This window comes from Rhizobium sp. BK602, from assembly GCF_014195095.1.
Classification (GTDB): domain Bacteria; phylum Pseudomonadota; class Alphaproteobacteria; order Rhizobiales; family Rhizobiaceae; genus Rhizobium.
On sequence record NZ_JACIBC010000010.1, the window covers coordinates 87,326 to 107,404 of the forward strand.

At 62.1% G+C, this 20,079-nt stretch carries 19 protein-coding genes; 4 read left to right on the plus strand and 15 right to left on the minus strand.

What is annotated here, in order from left to right:
• Positions 1-90: 90 nt before the first annotated feature.
• The 7 genes from FHX11_RS26525 to FHX11_RS26555 all read right to left on the minus strand — a co-directional run bounded on the left by FHX11_RS26525 (position 91) and on the right by FHX11_RS26555 (position 6,759).
• On the minus strand, positions 91-2,445 hold the full coding sequence (locus tag FHX11_RS26525) for a hypothetical protein (protein WP_184363318.1): 2,355 nt from the start codon (positions 2,443-2,445) through the stop codon (positions 91-93).
• Between the two features lies 1 nt (position 2,446).
• Positions 2,447-3,370, minus strand: a complete 924-nt coding sequence (locus tag FHX11_RS26530; protein WP_184363321.1) for a lysylphosphatidylglycerol synthase domain-containing protein — start codon at positions 3,368-3,370, stop codon at positions 2,447-2,449.
• Complete coding sequence (locus FHX11_RS26535; protein WP_184363323.1) at positions 3,363-3,986, minus strand: class I SAM-dependent methyltransferase; 624 nt, start codon at positions 3,984-3,986, stop codon at positions 3,363-3,365. The genes FHX11_RS26530 and FHX11_RS26535 overlap by 8 nt, the downstream gene beginning before the upstream one ends.
• The gene (locus tag FHX11_RS26540; RefSeq protein WP_246781151.1) at positions 3,983-4,996 is read right to left on the minus strand and encodes a glycosyltransferase family 2 protein; all 1,014 of its coding nucleotides are present in this window, start codon (positions 4,994-4,996) and stop codon (positions 3,983-3,985) included. Before FHX11_RS26540 ends, FHX11_RS26535 begins: the two co-directional genes overlap by 4 nt.
• A gap of 429 nt (positions 4,997-5,425) precedes the next feature.
• On the minus strand, positions 5,426-6,181 hold the full coding sequence (locus FHX11_RS26545) for a gamma-glutamylcyclotransferase (RefSeq protein ID WP_246781156.1): 756 nt from the start codon (positions 6,179-6,181) through the stop codon (positions 5,426-5,428).
• 13 nt (positions 6,182-6,194) lie between these two features.
• A complete protein-coding gene (locus FHX11_RS26550) occupies positions 6,195-6,503 on the minus strand; it encodes a hypothetical protein (RefSeq protein WP_246781152.1) in 309 nt (102 codons plus the stop codon).
• Positions 6,504-6,567: 64 nt separating this feature from the next.
• A complete protein-coding gene (locus FHX11_RS26555) occupies positions 6,568-6,759 on the minus strand; it encodes a hypothetical protein (RefSeq protein WP_184363326.1) in 192 nt (63 codons plus the stop codon).
• A gap of 474 nt (positions 6,760-7,233) precedes the next feature.
• Here FHX11_RS26555 and FHX11_RS26560 point away from each other — a divergent pair, with 474 nt between their 5' ends.
• From FHX11_RS26560 to FHX11_RS26575, 4 genes are all read left to right on the plus strand, one after another.
• A complete protein-coding gene (locus tag FHX11_RS26560) occupies positions 7,234-7,857 on the plus strand; it encodes a GNAT family N-acetyltransferase (RefSeq protein WP_184363329.1) in 624 nt (207 codons plus the stop codon).
• A 97-nt stretch (positions 7,858-7,954) separates the two neighbouring features.
• Positions 7,955-8,995: an LLM class flavin-dependent oxidoreductase gene (locus tag FHX11_RS26565; protein ID WP_184363332.1), complete on the plus strand. Its 1,041-nt coding sequence runs from the start codon at positions 7,955-7,957 to the stop codon at positions 8,993-8,995.
• A gap of 21 nt (positions 8,996-9,016) precedes the next feature.
• Positions 9,017-10,330 (plus strand): LLM class flavin-dependent oxidoreductase, encoded by a 1,314-nt coding sequence (locus FHX11_RS26570; protein WP_184363335.1) that lies wholly within the window; start codon positions 9,017-9,019, stop codon positions 10,328-10,330.
• Positions 10,327-11,397 (plus strand): LLM class flavin-dependent oxidoreductase, encoded by a 1,071-nt coding sequence (locus FHX11_RS26575; protein WP_184363338.1) that lies wholly within the window; start codon positions 10,327-10,329, stop codon positions 11,395-11,397. The genes FHX11_RS26570 and FHX11_RS26575 overlap by 4 nt, the downstream gene beginning before the upstream one ends.
• Before the next feature lie 39 nt (positions 11,398-11,436).
• Here FHX11_RS26575 and FHX11_RS26580 read toward each other — a convergent pair whose 3' ends face one another.
• From FHX11_RS26580 to FHX11_RS26615, 8 genes are all read right to left on the minus strand, one after another.
• A complete protein-coding gene (locus FHX11_RS26580; protein WP_184363341.1) occupies positions 11,437-12,882 on the minus strand; it encodes an aldehyde dehydrogenase in 1,446 nt (481 codons plus the stop codon).
• 26 nt (positions 12,883-12,908) lie between these two features.
• The gene (locus FHX11_RS26585) at positions 12,909-13,694 is read right to left on the minus strand and encodes a coniferyl-alcohol dehydrogenase (RefSeq protein ID WP_184363344.1); all 786 of its coding nucleotides are present in this window, start codon (positions 13,692-13,694) and stop codon (positions 12,909-12,911) included.
• 41 nt (positions 13,695-13,735) lie between these two features.
• Positions 13,736-14,755: a branched-chain amino acid ABC transporter permease gene (locus FHX11_RS26590; RefSeq protein ID WP_184363347.1), complete on the minus strand. Its 1,020-nt coding sequence runs from the start codon at positions 14,753-14,755 to the stop codon at positions 13,736-13,738.
• Complete coding sequence (locus FHX11_RS26595; RefSeq protein ID WP_184363350.1) at positions 14,752-15,648, minus strand: branched-chain amino acid ABC transporter permease; 897 nt, start codon at positions 15,646-15,648, stop codon at positions 14,752-14,754. The genes FHX11_RS26590 and FHX11_RS26595 overlap by 4 nt, the downstream gene beginning before the upstream one ends.
• Positions 15,645-16,376: an ABC transporter ATP-binding protein gene (locus FHX11_RS26600; RefSeq protein ID WP_184363353.1), complete on the minus strand. Its 732-nt coding sequence runs from the start codon at positions 16,374-16,376 to the stop codon at positions 15,645-15,647. Before FHX11_RS26600 ends, FHX11_RS26595 begins: the two co-directional genes overlap by 4 nt.
• Positions 16,373-17,128, minus strand: a complete 756-nt coding sequence (locus FHX11_RS26605) for an ABC transporter ATP-binding protein (protein WP_184363356.1) — start codon at positions 17,126-17,128, stop codon at positions 16,373-16,375. The genes FHX11_RS26600 and FHX11_RS26605 overlap by 4 nt, the downstream gene beginning before the upstream one ends.
• Positions 17,129-17,135: 7 nt before the next feature.
• Positions 17,136-18,455 (minus strand): ABC transporter substrate-binding protein, encoded by a 1,320-nt coding sequence (locus tag FHX11_RS26610; RefSeq protein WP_184363359.1) that lies wholly within the window; start codon positions 18,453-18,455, stop codon positions 17,136-17,138.
• Between the two features lie 77 nt (positions 18,456-18,532).
• A complete protein-coding gene (locus FHX11_RS26615) occupies positions 18,533-19,984 on the minus strand; it encodes an aldehyde dehydrogenase (RefSeq protein ID WP_184363362.1) in 1,452 nt (483 codons plus the stop codon).
• Positions 19,985-20,079: the final 95 nt, after the last annotated feature.

The following is a 20,079-nucleotide window of genomic DNA, read 5'->3' on the forward strand; positions in this document are numbered from 1 at the left end:
CAGTGAGCTAATTCGAATTTGCGTTCGAAACGGCGATTTGCGCTTAGACAAGACGCTTTCTGATCCCAACACGGGTCAATAGCCATCCGGCTATTGACCCGCAAATGTCAAATCGGCACGAAGCAGCCCGATACCCAATATTCGCCCATCCGGCGAGCCCAGCAGCGCTTGTGGAGATGTCGCGCTCGGGATCTTGACCGTGATCTCCTGATGGGTCACTCGCCCATCCAGCGGCACCGGAACCTCATTGCCATCCGCAGTCGTCACGACGGCCGTCTTGGTCCAGCCGTCGTTTCCGATCCTGCTCGCAAATTCGATTTCGACCGGCCGCTGCGGGCTGGCGCCAAACACATCAAAGTGCAGGAGAGCAAGGCATTGCTTTGTGTCACACGCCCTTGGGACGGGAAGCACCAGCTTGGCGTCAGATTGCGACCATACATGGTTTTCTTCCAGAGTATTCCATCCCAGCGGTAAGATGAATGCGCTATCCTGCATCGCCGAACCAAACACTATCGGAAATTGGATGCGCGCGAATACGGCATCCTGCAGCAGCTTGTGCCCAGCCTCTCCGCGATACTCTGGCCTCAGCCTGATAACCGCGAACAGGTCGCCGTCCTCCACCGCAAGATAAGGTATCTCCTCCATTTTCCGGATCACGGAGCCAAGCGCGGTCTTGTGTTGGTCAGGACAATAGAACCCGGGATAATTGCTCCAATCCTCCCGAGCGCCTTCCGAAAGCATGGCCTGCGTTTGACTGACGCATGGCCATAGATGCGCGGACCAAAGCGTATCGAAATAGGGAACGACCACCGCATCCACCGTCCGGTTTGCAAGCAACTGAACGATATGCGAACTCTTGCCCTGATCGAGCGGCTCATCCAACGTCCGCATATCCGTGGGCCAATTTGCCATGGCATCCGCGAGATTTTTGTCGCCGCCTATATTGAAGCTGCGGAAGCCCAATTTTGGTGCCAGATAATTTACGATGAAATCATTTCGCCATGGGGCAAACGCAACGGTTTCATCGCGAGAAATGCTGGTGCGAAGCGGCGCGACCAGATCCTGATCGATCTGAAGAAACTGCATCCTGTTGTCGAGAAGCGAACGGAACCTCTCCGGAAGAGCGGGAACATTAAGAAGTGTGACGAGTGCCAACGCGACAACCGGCAGCCCATGGTGCTTTTCACGGCTCCCCGACCAGACAACCACCACCATCCATAATGCGAATATGCCTAGCGCGGACCAGCGGTAGGCCGATCGCATGGATTTGAAGCCGGGCAAGGTTTCGGATATCCATGCACTGCCCGTCGGCCCCAGGGCGAATTCGGCTGGCATTGTCGCACTCTGTTCGCGCGGATGGGCAAGTTGAAGCTCCGGTGGCTTGACCGCGTCGATTTTCAGGGAAGGGCCGAGCGCCATATAAAAGGCGATTAATGCAATCGCCATGAAACATGTTGCAAGACCGCGCCCTTGTCTCGTCTGCCACCAAGCTAACAAAGCCGCCGTGATTATCGGCAGCGCGAAAGTCGTCTTCCAGACTGAATAATCGCCGAAATATGTCGCGTTCGTGCGGCTTTTGCTCGCTCCGATCATGTCAAGCAACCAGTGCATTCCCTTTGTCGGAATGACCACGAATGATAGATCGAGCCCCCATCCCCGAAAGAAATCGATTGAATTCTGCTCGTAGCTATATCGGCCGATATAGGTGGCGAAGGCCAGATAGGCCAAGGCGAAGCTGACGATATGGACGGGCAATGCCCTCGTCAGCAGATCGCTACGCTTGCCTGCGTCGGTCACCAGGCAATAGCCGAGCAGAAGGCTCGATCCGGCCGCGAACATGACGAACGTGTAGCCGTCCATGAAAACGGAGATGAAAGCCACCAGCGGATAAAGCATGGTTGCGCTGATCGGACCAGCCGCGGCATCGAACCGAAAAAGGCGAAATGCAGCCAGGAAGTAAAAAGGCAGAAGCGCGATACCGAGCGAAAGCATCGAGTAACCGGCGTGAGCCCAAATGACAGGCATGCTGGTCCATGTCACGGCACAGAGAATCGAAACGGACCGTGTCGCCCCGCGCAAGCGAGCAATGAGATATGCCGAACAAAAGGCCAGCGTGAGCCAAAACGCGGCCATACCGGCATAAGCGTCGGCAGGATGCAAACCCAGGCGGATCAGCCAGCTCGCGGGCAAGGCACCGGAGAGCCCAAATGCGATCGCCGACGGTATGGGGAGCCCGAAATCATGCGCATGAAGATCCAGCAGGCTGCCATTGGCGAATGACTGCGCAAAACCGGTAGCCCAGACCGCTTGCCCGAGGGTCGGCATCATCAGAAATGGCACCGCGCCATGGAGCAAAAGCACCCACACGAGCGACAAGATCGCAAAAACGGACTCCCGCATGGTCCAGCGGTCGGCGCGCGCCGTATCGGTGTCGATGTTTCGCATGTCAGCTATCTTCTGAATTCAAGAACATGAAGGTCGTGGCAACCACGACATCGCCAAGCATCGTTACAATCCGATATCCAAGCGCAGCCGCCGTTGCCTCGGCCATGGGCAGACCGGTGGTGGTAAGGCCGGCGATCAGCACGGCCTCTCGCACGCCAAGGCCGCCAGGAGCGCCGGGAACAACGAAACCGAGGAACCACGCGGTCGTCCCTATGCCGATGATGTCGATTAAACCAACGCTACCGCCGAGGCTCTTGCAAAGACCGGCCAGCAGCAGGCCGCATCCCGTGAAGAACAACAGATATGTGATCACGGCCAAGACCAGTGCCCCAAGCGTTCGGTAGCCGATCGCCACAATCCGAAACCGAACCACCAGGACAGTGGCGATGACCAGCAAAATCATGCCGGCCGCCGCCGCGATGTCGACCAACGTCCGGTGGTCAAAGCCATGCGCCGCCAAAGCTTGAACCAGAATCGGCCTTGCCAGAACCGTCGCCAGCATCGATGCCGCCAATACGATGGTCAGCAACTCTCCCACCTGGGCGAAAGCGAGCGCCTTATTGGAAGCTCCCGCTTTCTTGGCGAAACCATAGCGGCCGACCATATGGAGCACGTTGCTCGGGAGGTACTTGTAGATCTGGGTCCGCCCACAAATGGCAAGTGCCTGAAGCAAACCCAACGAAGGTCCGTCGACGGATGAAAGCAGCCGGTGCCATGCCAATCCGATGAGCTGCAGGAGGGCCGCGTAGATCACGACCGCGCCGGCAACTGCTGAAAGAAACAAAGGGGACGACAGGCTTTGGCGCAGACCGTCGAAGGAGCGATAGGCCGCAAGGCCAACGACCGCGATCGCCACCAGACTCAGGATGAGGCCGGCGGCATGCGCATACGATTTCAGTCGATTTGCCGATGCAGCCTCAAGCACGACGGCAAAGAACCATGGTCCAGGGAAGCGGCTTGCGGACCTCGACTATCTCGAACCTCTTCCGCAGCAGAGCGAGAAACGCAGCGCTCGACCAATGCTGTATATGGCCCGGAGTATTGCCGAGATCCCCGATATATTTACCGCGCGCCAGGTTCAAGACGCGCCAGATCGGCTCTCTTGGCACGCTGACGAGCAAATATGGATTCGCCAGCGACTGCAGGACGTCCAGTGCGCGATCCGTTTGAGGAACGTGCTCAAGCACTTCGCAACAAATCACCAATTCGGCCGAGACGTCGGCCGGCTTCAAATCGAAGAGCGATCGGGTTTCGAATCGATTGGCAATATTGCGCGATACGCATTGCTCGTTGGCTTCAGCGACGCTTGTCTCCTCCAGATCGCTTCCATGAACCTCCCAGCCGCGGTCGTGCAGCCGCATCGAAAGATTACCCTCGCCACAGCCGACTTCGTATGCGTTGCGAACCCCAGCTTTCTCGGTCAACTCATCGAAGCTACTCAAAAAGCCGTTCATCAAATAGCGGGCGACAGGATTTCGCGTGTTGTATTTGTCGTAATAGTTGCCCGCGACATTATCGTATTTTGGAAGTATATCGGTCATTGCCTCTGGCTCCGCTTGTTCTCTTCGTCAGCTTCCGATCTGGACCAGATGGAATGGGTCGCCGCCCGATTGTTCATCTCCTGCTGAAGCTGCCGTATCCTGATTTCTTCAAGCAGTTGTCGGTTGACGGCGATAAGCTCGGCTAGGACGCCGCTCATCGCAACAATCCCCGCGAGCGCGATCAGTGCGCTGGAAAGGACGAGCGACTGGATATTACCGCTGCCTTCCCCGATCATGTACTTATAGAGGAAGCGTGCGATCATCAAAACTCCAGGTACAGCGATGATCGCCGCACAAGTCGTAAAAAAGCGCAGCGGGCTATAGACGATAAAGATCCTGACGATCGTCACCAGCGAGCGGCGAATATAGCTCGGGATGCTCTTCACGAGCCTCGAAGGCCGCAGATCACCATTCACCCGAATCGGTACCGAGGTAATGGGAATGTCCTTGCGCCCAGCCTGGATGATCGTTTCAAGCGTGTAAGTATAGCGGTTAAAGACATTCAGCTGCATCGCTGCATCGCGATGGATGGCGCGAAACCCGCTGGGCGCATCGGCAACCGACGTATCGCTTGCCAGCTTTACCGTCCAGCTGCCAAATCGCTGGAGGATTTTCTTGATCGGGGAGAAATGCTCTATTTCGCTGATCGGCCTGGCGCCGACCACGATCTGTGCCCGCTTCTCCAATATCGGCCGCACGAGATCAGGGATACAGGACGCATCATACTGATTGTCGGCATCCGTATTGACGATGACATCCGCCCCCAGCTTCAAGGCGGTTTCGATACCAGCCATGAAGGCTTTCGCAAGACCTTGATTGTGCGTAAGGGAAACGATGTGGTCGACGCCGTTTTCGGTGGCAACGCGGACGGTTCCGTCGGTGGAACCATCATCAACAACCAGCCATTCGACTTCGTCGAACCCATCGACTTGTCGCGGAAGAGCCGCCAGTGCAATCGGCAATGTTTCTTCTTCGTTCAAACAGGGTATTTGAATAATGAGTTTTGGCAATTTAACCCTCTTTTGAAGCCCCCCGGAAAGGGAAACGCGTCTCGCGAGACTGGCAATCCATCGTGAACCAGTTACCTTGGTGCGATTATTTCCGCAACATCGCCAATTGTCAGCCCTGTTGATGGTCTGGATACCAATACTGAAGAGGTGTTTTCGCTTTACGGTCGCACCAACGCATTTGCGATAATGCGAGAACTCAGACTTCAGGTTGACGGGCGATCGTCGTTCGGAGCAGCAACTCGAACCGACATCGACGGCACGCGGCACCGGACGGATTTCGATACCGAGGCCATCCCGAGCTCCGAACATATGTTTATCGGTTGTATAGAGGCAGCCTGCCGTTGCGAAGGTCGCTATCGACCTGTCCTCGTCCCACCTCGTAGGAATAAGTGACGATCTCGGCACGCCGGCCCAGTAGGTGTATTGCTTTTAGGGAACCGCCCCGTCTAACTTGTGGATCGCCCTGATTTCGTCGGCGACCAGCTTTTGCAGCTGCCAGAGGTTACGGTCGCGGATTCCCCATTCCTCCAGGTGCTTGACCGTCAGGTACAGGTATTCCGCGCAGGAGCCCATATGGCCGCAGGCGCGTGCCAGCACGCGTGCCACCGTCTCCAGCGGCAGCTTGGAGGTGACGCGTTCGCCCTTCGGGTCTGCCCAGAAGACGAGGGCGCGCACGGGTCCCTGCGTCGTCTGTACCCGTATCCAGCGTATCGTTGCCGCATCCTCAAGCGAGCCGACTTCGCGGCGGAGCATGCGGCGGATCTGGCCGAGCCGGTCGTGATCGGCGAGGCGGAAGACGATCGCCTTGCAATAGCCGCCGCGCTTGAGCGCCAGCATGAGCCCAGGCTGCGTCTGCGACCCCCGCCAGCGGGCGATTTCCAGGCAAAAGGAACGGTGCCAGCCGGTAACGGCACCGATGCGGGATTCGACCGCGTCGAAATCCGGCTTCCATATCAGCGATCCATAGGCAAAGATCCAAAGCGCGTCGCCTTCCGCCTCGCGATGAAGCCGCTCGGCCAGGGCCTCCACTTCGCTGTCGCTGATCGGTCTGCGGCGCGGGTCCGGACCGGGATCGACCTCGGCACGCAGGCTGAAGGAGACCAGCTCATCCGTCAGCTCCATCTTCGACGCGCCGAGCGGCACCTCGTCTTGCCAAACGGATATGGTCTGCGCCGCCTTCTGCATGGTCGTCACGCCATCAATGCACGGTGAACACGGCCGTTTCAGGCTGGCGCCGCTGCAGCAGGCTCACGAGCATCGCCGCCTCCCTTATGATTGTCGAGAATGCCGCATTGTCCGCATGGCTTATCCTTGCCGTCATGTCACCGATGATTATCGTCAACCGCATGATCAGGGCGCGATGGTTCGGTTCGTAGACGCTGCCCTGCCGCTCGGTAATGTCGACCAGCGCCCAAACCAGTCGCTCGATCACCTGCCTGCGATATCGCCGCGTATCCGCGGACGCGCTTCCATCGAGCCCTAGAATATTGTCCATCACGTCGCGCATGCCGCATCCCCCATTGCCCGTATTGCAGCCGCCAGCGATACGCCCCCGGTGCTGGCGGCCATTGTCATGCGGATAGCCGTCTTGCATGGGAGAGAAGATCGCTCAGCGGCGCTTCGGTTCCAAAGACGGACAAGAGACGGTTTTCCTCGGCCTTCTCCAGCCGGAACCGGCGGGCAAAATCGAAGACGCTCCAGGGCTCTTCGCCCATCCTCGGCGCATTCGTCGTCTTCAGTCCCTCTTCCGAATGCTGACGCATCGCGCATCTCCATGTGGCTGGCAGCCGGCAATCCGGCTCCGATCGAAGGAAAGACGACAATATGGCGCGACATCGAAGCGAGCCATCGGCGTTTTTCCGTGTTGGCTCAATATTGTCCATCAAAATAGTAGATTAAAGAAATATACGCCCTTCCACCCGCCCCCTGAGGAAAAATCCGTCCTGCCTTTGCGGATGTCATGGCCGGCCGTTCCGCGATACCCCGCCATCCGCATGGGGTATCAGCCGTCGGGACGGAACGCTGCGCGATATAATTGATTTAATATATAGACTATATGATTTATATGGCGCTAGAAGAGGCATACGAAGTTTCATTTGCCAGCAAAACATGATGCCAGCCACGTTCGATCCACCCCAAACAGGCATATCCGCCTCCCTCGCCCCCGACGCATGGAGAAGGGACGCGCGATCGCCGACCCTGGCAAGCACCCTCTTTTTCGTTCGCGGAGATAGAATTTGAGCGACGTCATCATCCGTTCTTCGCCCGCCGCGCCGGAAGCGCAGCCCTTGCTGGAAGCGCTCATCGGCGAATATGACAGCCGTTACGGCGCCGCAAGCCGCCCCGGCGGGGCGCGCACGGAAATCTTTCGCTATCCCCCGGAGGCGTTTGCGCCGCCGCTCGGGGATTTTCTCATCCTGCTGCGCGACGGCGAGACGATTGCCGGCGGCGCCTTCATGAGCCATGACGACGAGACGGCGGAGCTGAAGCGCATCTGGACGCGCGGCGACCTGCGCCGCCAGGGCCTTGCGCACCGCATCGTGGTCGCCCTTGAGGAGAGCGCCGCGTCGCAAGGCTATACGCGCGCCTATCTTTCCACCGGCTTTCGTCAACCAGAGGCAACCGCGCTCTATCTCTCGCTCGGCTACCGGCCGCTCTTCGATCCCAAGGCCGATCCGGCGCTTTACCGCTCCCTACCCTTCGAAAAACATATCGGCGCCAAGGCCGGCCAGCCCGGCACCTCGCCGATCCGCGAACCTGCCGCTTCCTTCGAGGAGGCCACGGCCCGCGTGACGGCTATCAAGACCGAGCAGGAAGCCAGGATCAGCGCGCGGCTCTCCAAAAGGGAGACCGCGGCATGAGGTCTCCGAACCGCGCAAACGGCACGGATGGGTGCCGTTCTCTAGGTCGTTCTCACCGATGGCCGAGAGACCCGTTTTCTAAAGCATGGAGCAGGACATGACACAGCCCAAAGGGATTCACCTCGGTATCGGCCTCGATCTTGCCGAACACGAAAACCCGCGCGACGCCGGCCGGCGCGATTTTTGGGATGCGCTTGTGAAACGCCTCGATGGCTCGGCGGATTTCGTGACCTTGCAGGACCGGTTCGCGCGGGCCGATGGCGATGGGCTGGACGCGATCCTTCTTGCCAACTGGCTTGGTGCCCACACGCGTGACATCGGTATCATTGCCGGCGCGCCCCTCAATTTCCTTGAGCCTTTTCATTTGTCGACCGCGATCGCGACGCTCGATTATGTGAGTGAAGGACGCGCCGGTTTGCTGGTCCAGCGGCCTTACGGCGAAGAGGCCACCAGCGCCGCGCGCGCGATCGGCCCTCTCGGGGGCTTTCCGACCAAGGATACGGCAACACTCGACCGCGACACGCTGGCGGCGCTCGAGGTCGTCCGCAGGCTTTGGGACAGCTGGGAAGACGGCGCCGAGATCCGCGACAAGCAAAGCCAGCGTTTCCTCGACGGTTCGAAGCTGCACTATATCGACTTCAAAAGCGACGGGTTCAGCGTCCTCGGCCCCTCGATCACGCCGCGTCCACCGCAGGGACAGCCGGTCGTCGCCACCACCTTGGCACAGGGAGACGACCCGGCACTCGCCGTGGCGGCGGACCTCATCTTCCTGCGCGGCAATGCCGACGGGCTGAAGTCGCTGCTCGAAGCGGTGCGTGGCAGGACGGCAGGCCATCCTTCGTTGGTATTGGCCGATATAACCGTCGCATTCGGGCATCGCGGCGAAACGGGTTCTCCGGCCTTGCACTGGAGCGGCGATGTCAAGGGTTTGGCGGAGCAGGTCGCCGCTTGGGCAGCCCTCGGCCTCGACGGCTTTCGCTTCCATCCTCGCGACCCGGAACGCGATCTTGGCGGCCTCGTCGAGACGGTTTTCCCGGCGCTGCGCCAAGCCGGCCTCGCCTCCACCACTTGGGGCTTCACCTTACGCGCCCGGCTCGGCCTACCGCCCGCCGCCAATCGCTACACGACCGCCGCCTGAGCGCCAAACCGGAATCCCATCATGTCGAAAAAGCAGATCATCCTCGGCGCACAATTTCCCGGCGTCAACAATTTCACCGTCTGGAGCGATCCGGCCGCCGGCAGCCAGATCGCCTTTTCCTCCTTCCGGCATTTCGCCGAGACGGTAGAACGCGGCAAGTTCGATTTCATCTTCCTGGCCGAAGGGCTGAGGGTGCGCGAACAGAAGGACCGCTTCCACGAATTCGACGTGGCCGGCAGGCCCAATACCTTGGCGGTCCTGACCGCACTCGCCGCGGTCACGCACCACGTCGGACTGATCGGCACGCTGACGACCACCTTCAACGAGCCCTATCCGCTGGCCCGCCAGCTCGCGACGCTCGATATTCTCTCGGGCGGACGATCCGGCTGGAACATGGTGACATCGCCGGGAGCCTTCACGGGCGCGAACTTCCGGCGTGGCGATCACCTGCCCTTTTCGGAACGGTATGAACGCGCGCGCGAATTCATCGAAGCGGCGCGCCTGATATGGACGAGGCGAGAGTTTGCCGTCCAATCGAAGCATTTCGACATTGCTGGCCGCTCGGGCCTCGCGCCCCTGCCGCAGGGAGCGCCGATCATCGCGCAGGCGGGCGATTCCGATAATGGCCGGGAGCTTGCCGCCAGCCACGCCGACCTGATCTATTCCCGTCACGGCACGCTCGAGGACGGACAGGCATTCTACAGGGACGTCAAGACGAGACTGGCGAAATACGGCCGTCGCCCGGACGATCTGAAAATCCTCCCGGGCGCCGCCTTCGTTCTCGGCGACAGCGAGGAAGATGCGCAGGAACGTCTCGCCGCCATCCGGCTGCAGCAGGTCAGCCCGAGGAACGCGATCGTATTTCTGGAGCAGGTCTGGAATCGCGACCTGTCTTCCTACGACCCGGACGGCCCGCTGCCCGAGATCGAACCCGACGTCTCCTCACAAGCAATCGCCCAGGGACGCGCCAACCGCTACGACAACCGGCTGGAAACCGCGCGCGCATGGCGCGAGATCGCCGAGCGCGACAAGCTCAGCATCCGCCAGCTGATCGTCCAGGTCACGGCCCGCCAGCATTTCGTCGGAACGCCGGAAACCGTCGCCCGCGAAATCAACCGCCATGTGCAGGCGGATGCGGCCGACGGTTTCGTCTTCGCCCCGCATCTGACGCCGACGGGTTTCGACGAATTCACCGACAAGGTGATCCCCTATCTCCAGGATTGGGGCGTGTTCCGCAGGGATTACGAACAGCCGACGCTGCGCGCCAATCTCGGGCTCTCGGCAATCGACTACGCCCCGACCCGACCCACGTACAACAGCAGGTCCGCGCCATGAGCAGCAGTTCCGAATTTCTTTGGTATATCCCGAACGACGTCAAGCCCGGCCATCGCGGCGATTCCGCCGTCAAAAACCATAACAGCCTGGAGACGCTGACCAGCCACGCGAAAGCGCTGGAGGAGCACGGCTGGAAAGGTGCCCTCATCGGCACCGGCTGGGGACGGCCGGACACCTTCACGGTGGCGACCGCACTTGCGGTACGCACCACGAGCTTCGAGCCGCTCATCGCCACCCGGCCGGGTTATTGGCAGCCGGCGCACTTCGCTTCCTCGGCCGCCACGCTGGACCAGCTCACCGGCGGCCGGGTGCGCGTGAATATCGTCTCGGGCAAGGACAATCTGGAAGCCTATGGCGACAGCGAGGGCGATCAGGCGCATCGCTATGGCCGGACCAAGGAATTCATGCGGCTGGTGCGCAGGCTCTGGACCGAGGAGAACGTCACCTATGCGGGCGAGCATTTCCGCGTCACCGGTTCCACGGTGGTGCCGCGCATCGAGCCACGCGGTAATCGCCGGCACCCGAAACTCTATTTCGGCGGCGCGTCCGAGGCGGCCGAACGGGTATCCGCCACGGAGGCCGACGTGCAGCTCTTCTGGGGCGAGCCGCTGGATGGCGTCCGGGAACGGATCGAACGGCTGAAGGCGCTGAGCAGGGAGCTCGATCGCGATCTTCCGCCGCTGGAATTCGGACTGCGCATCACCACGCTGGTGCGGGACACCACGGAGCAGGCCTGGACGGATGCCGAGGCGAAGGTTGCCGAAATGGCCAGGAACAAGGGGGTCGGCTGGAACGATCATCGGCAGTCCATCGCCGTGGGGCAGCGGCGGCTATTCGACCTGCACAGCCAAGGCGACGTGCTGGACGACAATCTCTATACCGCGCCGGGCAAATTCGGCGGCGGCGGTGCCGGCACCACCTGGCTCGTGGGCTCGGCGGAGGATGTCGCCCGTTCGCTGCGCAGATACCGCGACCTCGGCATCACGCATTTCGTTCTCTCCGACACGCCGTATCTGTCCGAGATCAAGCGGCAGGGCAACCAGCTGCTGCCGCTGCTGCGCGACTGAGGGAACGGCGGCCGATCCATCGGCCGCCGTCAGGCAAAGTCAGAAGGGGTAATGCTGTGCGGCGTCCTCGATGGTGATCCAGCGCAGGTCGGTGAATTCGGCGATCGCCGCCTTGCCGCCAAAACGGCCGTAGCCGCTACCTTTCACGCCGCCGAAGGGCATTTGCGCCTCGTCGTTCAGGGTCGGACCGTTGATATGGCAAATGCCGGACTGGATACGGCCGGCGACGGCAAGCGCGCGCTGGACATCGCGGCTGAAGACCGCCGCCGACAATCCGTATTCGGTATCATTGGCGATGCGCACCGCCTCGTCCTCGTTCGCGACGCGAATGATCGGCTTGACCGGACCGAAGGATTCCTCGGCATAGACGCGCATCTGTGGCGTGACATGATCGAGAAGGGTTGCCTCGACCACCGTGCCGGTGCGCTTGCCGCCAGCGACCAGTTTGGCGCCCTTGGCTTGAGCATCGGCAATCAGCTCCTCCATCTTCCTCGCTGCTTCGAGGCTGATCAGCGAGCCGAGGACGACATGGCCCCGCGGATCGCCGGCGGGAAGCGCGCTGGCTCGCGCGGCAAGCCTGGTCACGAATTCATCGGCGATTGCCTGATGCACGATGATCCGTTCGGTGGACATGCAGATCTGGCCCTGGTTCATGAAGGCGCCGAAGATGGCTGCATTCACCGCGCCGTCGATATCCGCATCCTCCAGCACCACTAGCGGCGCCTTGCCGCCAAGTTCCAACAGCGCCGGCTTCAGATGGCGACCGCTGAGCTCGGCGATGATCTTGCCGACCTTCGTCGAGCCGGTGAAGTTCACGCGGCGCACGGCCGGATGGGCGATCAGCGCCTCGACAATCCCGGGCGCGTCCTCCGGCGCATTGGTGATGACATTGATGACGCCGGCCGGCAGGCCGGCTTCCGTCAGCGCCGTCGCGATCAGCCGCTGCGTGCCGGGGCACTGCTCGGATGCCTTGAGGATCACCGTGTTGCCGCAGGCGATCGGCATGGCAACAGCACGGGTCGCGAGGATGACGGGCGCATTCCAGGGCGCGATCGCGAGGCAGACGCCGGCCGCCTGACGCACGCCCATGGCCAGCGTGCCGGGCTTGTCGGAGGGAATGATCTCGCCGCCGATCTGCGTCGTCATGGCGGCGGCCTCCCGCAGGATGTTGGCGGCAAGCATGACGTTGAAGCCCGCCCAGGGCGCGGTCGCCCCGGTTTCCTCGATCATCAGGCGGGTGAACTCGCCGACCTTGGCGTCCATGATGTCGGCGGCCTTCATCAGGATCGCGCGGCGCTGGCCGGGGCCCGTCGCCGACCACGCCGGAAAGGCGGCGGAAGCGGCTTCGATGGCCGCGGCCACATCCTCAGGGCCGGCCGCCGACGCCCGGCTCGCGAGCTTTTCCGTATAGGGGTCGAGGCGGTCATAGGTCCGGCCACTGGCCGCTGGACGGTCGGCGCCGTTGATGAGAAGCGAAATAGTCATCTATGTCTCCCGATGTGAATGAATGTCTAGAAGCCGAGGACGTCGGCATTGATGGAGGCTTCGAGCCCGCCATCGGTGGCGAGATTGGTGCCATTGATCCAGCGCGCGCCGTCCGAGCAAAGGAACAGGATCGCCGGCGCGATATCGGCCGCCGTTCCTGCCCGGCCGACGCGGGTGATGTCGCTATCGACACGCTCGTCGCCGAGCACGGCGCGGAATTGCCTGAGGATCGGCGTTTCGACCGGGCCGGGACTGACAGCGTTGACGCGGATGCCGCGATCCTTGAATAGTGGCCGGTGCGCCGCCTGCATGGTCCAGAGCAGAAGCAATTCCTTGGAAAGGGGGTAGCCCTCCTCGTTCTTCAGGCCGTGCTTGGCGGCGAGGCTTTCGATACCCGGAAACCCCTCGATGGCGGTCAATGTCTTCGCCCGTTCGAGATTGGCCCGCCAACCGTAGCCTGCAATCGAAGCGACATTGACCACCGCTCCGCCTTCGCGAAGCCGCGGTGCTACCGCCTCCGTCAGCGCGCGCAGTCCATAGAAATTCACCGCCAGCGTGGAGACGATACCGGTATTGCCCGAGAGGCCCGCGACATTGGCAAGCGCGTCGATGCGATTGGGCAGCTGCTGGACGATTTCCGCGACGCCGGCGGCAGTCGAGATATCGCCTTTTATGAAGGAGGCGAGCCCCTGGCTTGGCTCGCGGAGGTCGACGCCGATGACATCAGCGCCCAAGTGGCCCGCCAGTTCCGCGGTGCGCGCGCCGATACCGGAGGCAACGCCGGTGATCAGAATGGTCTTGCCGAAAAGCATGTTTTCACCTTTCTCGACGGGATCGGAAAATCCGCCAGTCGCTATCGTTTGTCTTTCAGGAGGTCCGGCAATCTCAGCCGGTAGCCGACCGGCAGCAGTTGCAGGCCGAAACGCCGTTCGATCTCACCCCAAAGGCCGTGTGGTAGGTAAAGGGAGAAAAGGACGGCCGTCGCACCCAGGCCGATCAGGTACCAGACGCCGGTTCCGCCGAAGATGGTCTCGATGACGAAGAACAGGATCGCGCCGAGGATCGCCCCTTCGAACTTTCCGATGCCGCCGACCAGGACCATGAAGATCATGTAGGCGGTCCACTGGACGCTGAAATAGGTTTTCGGCTGGAAGGTGGTGGCTGTTGCCAGCCAAAGGCCGCCCGCAACCGCAATGCCGAATGCCGCAAGCACGAAGAGCAATCTTTTCGTGGCGATGACGCGTACACCGACGGAGGTTGCCGCGTCCTCATTGTCGCGGATGGCTTGCATGGCCGCCCCGGCGCGGCTGCGCATGAGCGTGAAAAGAGTGCCGAGCAGGGCCGTCATGGCAGTGAGCGACAACCAGTAGATGGCCGCTCGGCGGGTGGCGCTGTCATAGACGTTCAGCGAGATCAGTGATGTGCCCGTCTCGCCCTGGATGAGGCGATCGAGATTGACGAGCAGGTGGACGAGTTCGGCCACAACCCACATGCCGATGGCAAACTCCCCGCCCTTGAGCCGCAGCATGAACAACGACAGCGGAATGGAGAGGGCACCGGTGACGATCGCGGCAACGAGCAGTGCAACGAAGGGATTGAGCCCGGCATCCGCGAGCCGGATGGTGAAATAGGCGCCAAGGCCGAAGAACACCTGCTGGCCGACCGAGACCAGCCCGCCGAACCCGGCCAGGGCATTCCACATGGCGGCGAGGATCACGTAGATGAACAGGGCCGTCATCCGGTCGATCATGCCGGCTCCCAGGAAGGCGGGCGCAAGCGCCAGGACCGCGATCGCCGCCGCCATGACGGCCAGCGTTAGCCGTGACGATCGTGTCCAGCGCTCGATGGATATGTCGTTCGAGAGGAAGGTCATGCCGGGCTCCGAAGAAATGCGCGAATTTTGCCGAAGGCCGGCATGCCGGACCGGAAGAGCCGCAGGAAGACGACCAGCAGGAACACCACATGTCCGCCGATCAGAAAGCCCTGCGGATGCAGCTGCGCGCCAAGCGATTGGGCAAGCCCGAGGACGATGCCGCCGACCAGCGTGCCCCACAAAGAGCCAGCGCCGCCGATGACTGCCGTCTCGAAGGCAAAGAGCAGCTGCGGCGCGCCCGCATAGGCACTGAAGGTTGCCCGCATGGCGAGGAACGCCCCGGCGATCCCGATAGTGACCATGGTGATTGCGGTCGCCGTCGCATTCACCCTGCGGGCGTCGATGCCGACGAGACCTGCCGTATCGGGGTCTTCCGCCGTGGCGCGGATCGCGCGGCCAAGCGCGAAGCGGCTGAGGAAGAATTGCAAACCGCCGAGAATGACGATCGCCGTCGCCATCATCATCACCGCGAGCTTGCCGACGAAGATATGGCCGGGCAATTGCCAGGATGCGTAGGACAGGTTGCCGATAAAGGGCGCCAGCGATCGCGTGTCCGCGCCGAATTGCTCGAACAGCAGGTTGTCGATGACGATCGACAGGCCGAAGGTGGTGAGGATCGGCAAAAGCGCGCCGCCGCGAGCGCTGCGTTCGAGAACGAAGCGCTGCAGCAGCCAGCCGAAGGCCGCCATGATCGGCAATATGATCAGCAGCCCGACAAAGGGCGAGATCCCGACCTTCGAGGCCAGCAGCCAGAGGCCGTAGGCCGCCGCGACCGCCAGGCTGCCATGCGCCAGGTTGATGATGCGCATGACCGAGAACATGAAGGACAGGCCGCAGGCGATGACGGCATAATAGCCGCCAAGCAGGATGCCCTGAAGCAAGGTATTGATCACGATGCGCTCCTGTCGCCGTCGGCCCGATGGTGCAGTCCGAAATAGGCTTTGGTGATTTCGTCGCGGGTAACGCCCGCTGCCGGCCTGTCGAGAACGACACGTCCCTCCAGCATGCAGATGACGCGGCTGGCGACGCTCATGGCGCGTCCGAGATCCTGTTCGACGAGAACGATGGTGGTTCCCGAGGAGAGCAGCGCCTGCAGCTGCACATAGACGCGATCGACCACGAGCGGCGACAGGCCGAGCGAGACTTCGTCGAGCAGGAGAATATCGGGATTGCTCATCAATGCCCGACCGATAGCGGTCGCCTGCTGTTCGCCGCCGGAGAGATGGCCGGTCTTGGCACGACGGCGGGGTTTCAGGTTCGGAAACGCATCGAAGACCCGCTCGATGGTCCAATCGCCCTTGCGGCCGGCGGTCTTGCCGAGCAGCAGGTTTTCCTCGACGGTCATCTGCGAGAAAAGGCGCCGGCCCTCCGGCACCAGGGCGATTCCCATGGCGATCCGCTTGTGAGAGGGCACCGTCGTTATATCCTGGCCGCCGAGAAACACATGGCCCGCGGCGGGAAGATGGGCACCGGCGATCGATCGCAGCAGCGTCGTCTTGCCCGCGCCATTGGCGCCGACCATGGCCAGCACCTCGCCTTCGGCGATATCGAAACTGACGCCGCGCACCGCCTGCAGCAGGCCGTGGCGGACGTCGAGGTCGCGGATGGAGAGAAGGCTCATGCCGGCGTCCCTCCGAGATAGGCTTTGACGACCTCGGCATTGCTCATCACCGCCTTCGGTTCGCCGTCGGCGATGATCTTGCCGGCGTCCATGCAGATCAGTCGTTCGACCACCTGCAGCAGGATGTGGACGATATGCTCGATCCAGACGATGCCGATGCCGCGCCGGCGCAATTCGAGGATGGTATCCACCAGCTCGCTGGCCTCGCCATCCGTCAGGCCGCCGCCGATCTCGTCGAGCAGCAGCAGTTTCGGCTTGGTGGCCAGCGCCCGTGCCAGCTCCAGGCGTTTGCGGTCGAGCAGGCCGAGCGTGTCGGCGCGGCGATTGGCAACGCCGAGCAGGCCGCACAGCGTCAGCGAATCGACGACACGCTCATAGGCCTCGTCGCGGCTGGCGGCGCCGCTGTGCGAGGCGGCAACAAAGACATTCTCGAAGGTGGTCATGCCGCTGAAGGGTTTGGGAATCTGATGCGTCCGCACCAGCCCCGACCGGCAGCGATCCGCCGCCGACAGCGCCGTGACATCGGCGCCGTCGAAGGTGATGGCCCCGGCACTTGGCGGAAAGGCACCCGCAAGCACGCTGAGCAGCGTCGTCTTGCCCGCGCCGTTAGGCCCGACGATGCCGACCGCGTCGCCGTCGCCCATGGAAAAATCGAGGTTTTCAAGAACCACAAGCGCGCCGAAGCGCTTGTGTATCCCTCTGGCCGAGAGAAAGGATTCCCCCGGCCGCTCTTTGTGATCTCGCCGCTGCACTGTGCCGTCATCCATTGTAGGGAGTGAGCTTGGCGCCGACGGGAACGTTCGGGTCGGTGACGTTTTCGGTGACGACATAGTCGAGCGCGAATTTGGAGCCTTCTTGCGCCTTCACCCATTGCGTTCCGACGATCGGTCCGGGAGAGACGTTGGCGACCGGTCCGCTGGTGAAGTCGACCTTGCCGGCAATCGTCGTGGTCTTCAGCGTGCTGATCGCCTTGGCCACGGCCTCCTTGTTCTTGACATCGGTGCTTGCCTTCAGGGCATCGAAGCCGGCGTCGAGAAGCGCAAGGCTTGCACCCAGCTGCTGGGTCCACTGCTTGCCGCTCGATGCCTCGTAGCCATCCGCGAGTTCCGTCCCGGAGACACCCGTCAACGTCGATTTGTAAGGGAAGGCCTTATGCCAGTAAGCGGCGCTGCTGAGGTTGACGCCGAGGTCGCCGAGCGACTCGATGTCGGAGGGGAAGAGCCCGGTCTTGGCGACCTGGCAGATCTTGATCTGCTGGGTCAGGCCCTGTTGGGCCGCCTGACGCCAGAAGGCGGCGAAATCGGGCGGGATGGGAAACGAGTTGAAGATTTCGACGCCTTCCTGCTTGAAGAGGGCGATTTGCGCCGAAAAGTCCGTCGTGCCGGTCTCGTAGGCACCGGGATCGACGATGGTGAAGCCGGCCTTGGAAAGGGCCGGGGCCAGATTGGCACGGATGGCGTTGCCGTCGGCATCGTTGGGATACATGACGCCGACCTTCTTGTTGGTCTCGATCAGATTCCACTGTGAAATATAGGTTTTCAGGAATTCGCCGACGCCGAAGCCGAAATGATAGGTCCACTTGAACGGCGAGGGCGCGCCCGGCTTGGCGCCACGGCCGAAATACCAAGCTTCCCACGGCATGACCGTCGACAGGCAGGGAACGCCTGCCGCCTCGCAAGCATCGGCCACGGGGTTGATGGTTTCCGGGGTGGAAACGACCAGCATAAGATCGATGCCCTTGTTGTTGATGAGGTCCTTTGCCAATTGCCCGGCGCGGGACGGATCGGACTGCGTGTCCTGATCGAGGATCTCCACCTTCCAGGTCTTGCCGTTCGCCTGCAGTCCGGCCGCCAGCGCCTTGCGCGCCAGTTCCAGCACATATCCGTCCGTCTCGCCGAAGCCGCCAAGCGGGCCGGTGCGCGGGCTGATGAAGCCGACTTTGAGTGTGTCGCCCTCGGCCGCAAACGCCGCCCGACCGCCAAGCGCCAGTGCGGCGCTACCGGCCGCTGTCGCAGCCATGAACGACCGGCGCGTCAGCGATGCGGCATTGATCCTCGTTCCAATGAGATTATTGGTCATGTAGTCGTTCCTCCCTTTTTGGAGCCCTCTCGCTCCGATGCTTCTTCTGCCTTGCCGGTCGAGTGCCGTGATACGGCTCAGATCGGATATTTGCGCGTACCGGATGCCAGCGTGATCCAGCGCAGCTCGGTGAATTCGTCGATCGCCGCCTTGCCGCCGAAGCGGCCGTAGCCGCTGGACTTGACCCCGCCGAAGGGCATTTGCGGTTCGTCGGAAACCGTCGCCTCGTTGATGTGGCAGATGCCGGTCTCGATTCGTTTGGCAACGGCCAGCGCCTGGTTGATGTCGCGGCCGAACACCGCCGAGGACAGCCCGTATTCGTTGTCGTTGGCGATGGTGACGGCCTCGTCGACGCTGTCCACGCGGATGATTGCCGCCAGCGGTCCAAAACTTTCCTCCCGATAGAGGCGCATGGCGGGCGTTACATGATCAACAATCGTGGCATCCACCAGCATGCCGTTCGCATGCCCACCGCAGACGACGACGGCCCCCTTCTGCTGGGCATCGTCGACAAGCGCCCTGATGCGCCGCACCGCCTCGGCACTGATCATCGTCCCGAGCGGCGTATTGCCATCGAGCGGATTTCCGGCGACGAGCGTGCGCGCCTTCTCCTTGAACTTCTCGACGAATTCGTCGGCAATCTCCTCGAGCAGGATGATCCGTTCCGTCGACATGCAGATCTGGCCCTGGTTCATGAAGGCGCCGAAGGCGGCGGCGCGGACCGCCTCGTCGATATCGGCATCGGCGAGCACGATGAAGGGTGCCTTGCCGCCGAGCTCGAGCAGACAGCGCTTCAGATGCCGTGCCGATGTCTCGGCGATGATCCGTCCGACGCGCGTCGAACCGGTGAAGTTGATCCGCCGCACCGCCGGATGGGCGATCAGGGCCTCGACGACGGTTGCGGCATCCTTGGGCGCATTGGTGACGACATTGACCACACCAGGCGGAAAGCCCGCCTCGCGCATGACGTCGCCAATGAGGCAATGGGTCTTCGGGCAAAGCTCCGAAGCCTTGAGCACGACCGTGTTGCCGCAGGCAAGCGGCATGGCGATCGCCCGCGCGCCGAGGATGATCGGCGCATTCCAGGGCGCAATGCCCAAGCAGACGCCGGCGGGCTGGCGCACTGCCATGGAGACGTTGCCGGCAATGCCCGAGGGGATGATCTCGCCGGTAATCTGCGTGGTCATCGAGGCTGCCTCGCGCAATATGTCGGCGGCAAGATTGCAATTGATCCTGGCCCAAAGGGCGGTCGCCCCGGTCTCCCCGATCATTGCCGCCACGAAGTCCGCCGATCGCGCCAGCAGAATGTCGGCCGCCCGGTTGAGCATTGCGCGGCGTTCGCCAGGCCCTAGTTCCGACCATGCGGGAAAAGCGGCGGCGGCGGCATTGGCCGCACGCGCCACATCGGAGATCGACGCCGCCGACGCTATGGTCGCAACATCGCCGGTCGCCGGATCAAGGCATTCGAAGCTGGATGCATCGGACGCATCCACCGTCTCGTCATTGATCAGAAGCTTTGCCACAAACATCGCGATCGTCCGGTCCTTCGCAGGTCTTTCCCACAAACGCATCAACGGGAGAAGGCGCGCACGGACAGGCGCGGCCAGGACAGGGCCTCGCAATC

Coding starts and splice junctions, on each gene's coding strand:
- FHX11_RS26525 (WP_184363318.1), bottom strand. CDS start 2,445: ATGCGAAACATCGACACCGATACGGCGCGCGCCGACCGCTGGACCATG.
- FHX11_RS26535 (WP_184363323.1), bottom strand. CDS start 3,986: ATGACCGATATACTTCCAAAATACGATAATGTCGCGGGCAACTATTAC.
- FHX11_RS26545 (WP_246781156.1), bottom strand. CDS start 6,181: ATGCAGAAGGCGGCGCAGACCATATCCGTTTGGCAAGACGAGGTGCCG.
- FHX11_RS26550 (WP_246781152.1), bottom strand. CDS start 6,503: ATGCGCGACGTGATGGACAATATTCTAGGGCTCGATGGAAGCGCGTCC.
- FHX11_RS26555 (WP_184363326.1), bottom strand. CDS start 6,759: ATGCGTCAGCATTCGGAAGAGGGACTGAAGACGACGAATGCGCCGAGG.
- FHX11_RS26565 (WP_184363332.1), top strand. CDS start 7,955: ATGACACAGCCCAAAGGGATTCACCTCGGTATCGGCCTCGATCTTGCC.
- FHX11_RS26570 (WP_184363335.1), top strand. CDS start 9,017: ATGTCGAAAAAGCAGATCATCCTCGGCGCACAATTTCCCGGCGTCAAC.
- FHX11_RS26575 (WP_184363338.1), top strand. CDS start 10,327: ATGAGCAGCAGTTCCGAATTTCTTTGGTATATCCCGAACGACGTCAAG.
- FHX11_RS26580 (WP_184363341.1), bottom strand. CDS start 12,882: ATGACTATTTCGCTTCTCATCAACGGCGCCGACCGTCCAGCGGCCAGT.
- FHX11_RS26585 (WP_184363344.1), bottom strand. CDS start 13,694: ATGCTTTTCGGCAAGACCATTCTGATCACCGGCGTTGCCTCCGGTATC.
- FHX11_RS26590 (WP_184363347.1), bottom strand. CDS start 14,755: ATGACCTTCCTCTCGAACGACATATCCATCGAGCGCTGGACACGATCG.
- FHX11_RS26600 (WP_184363353.1), bottom strand. CDS start 16,376: ATGAGCCTTCTCTCCATCCGCGACCTCGACGTCCGCCACGGCCTGCTG.
- FHX11_RS26610 (WP_184363359.1), bottom strand. CDS start 18,455: ATGACCAATAATCTCATTGGAACGAGGATCAATGCCGCATCGCTGACG.
- FHX11_RS26615 (WP_184363362.1), bottom strand. CDS start 19,984: ATGTTTGTGGCAAAGCTTCTGATCAATGACGAGACGGTGGATGCGTCC.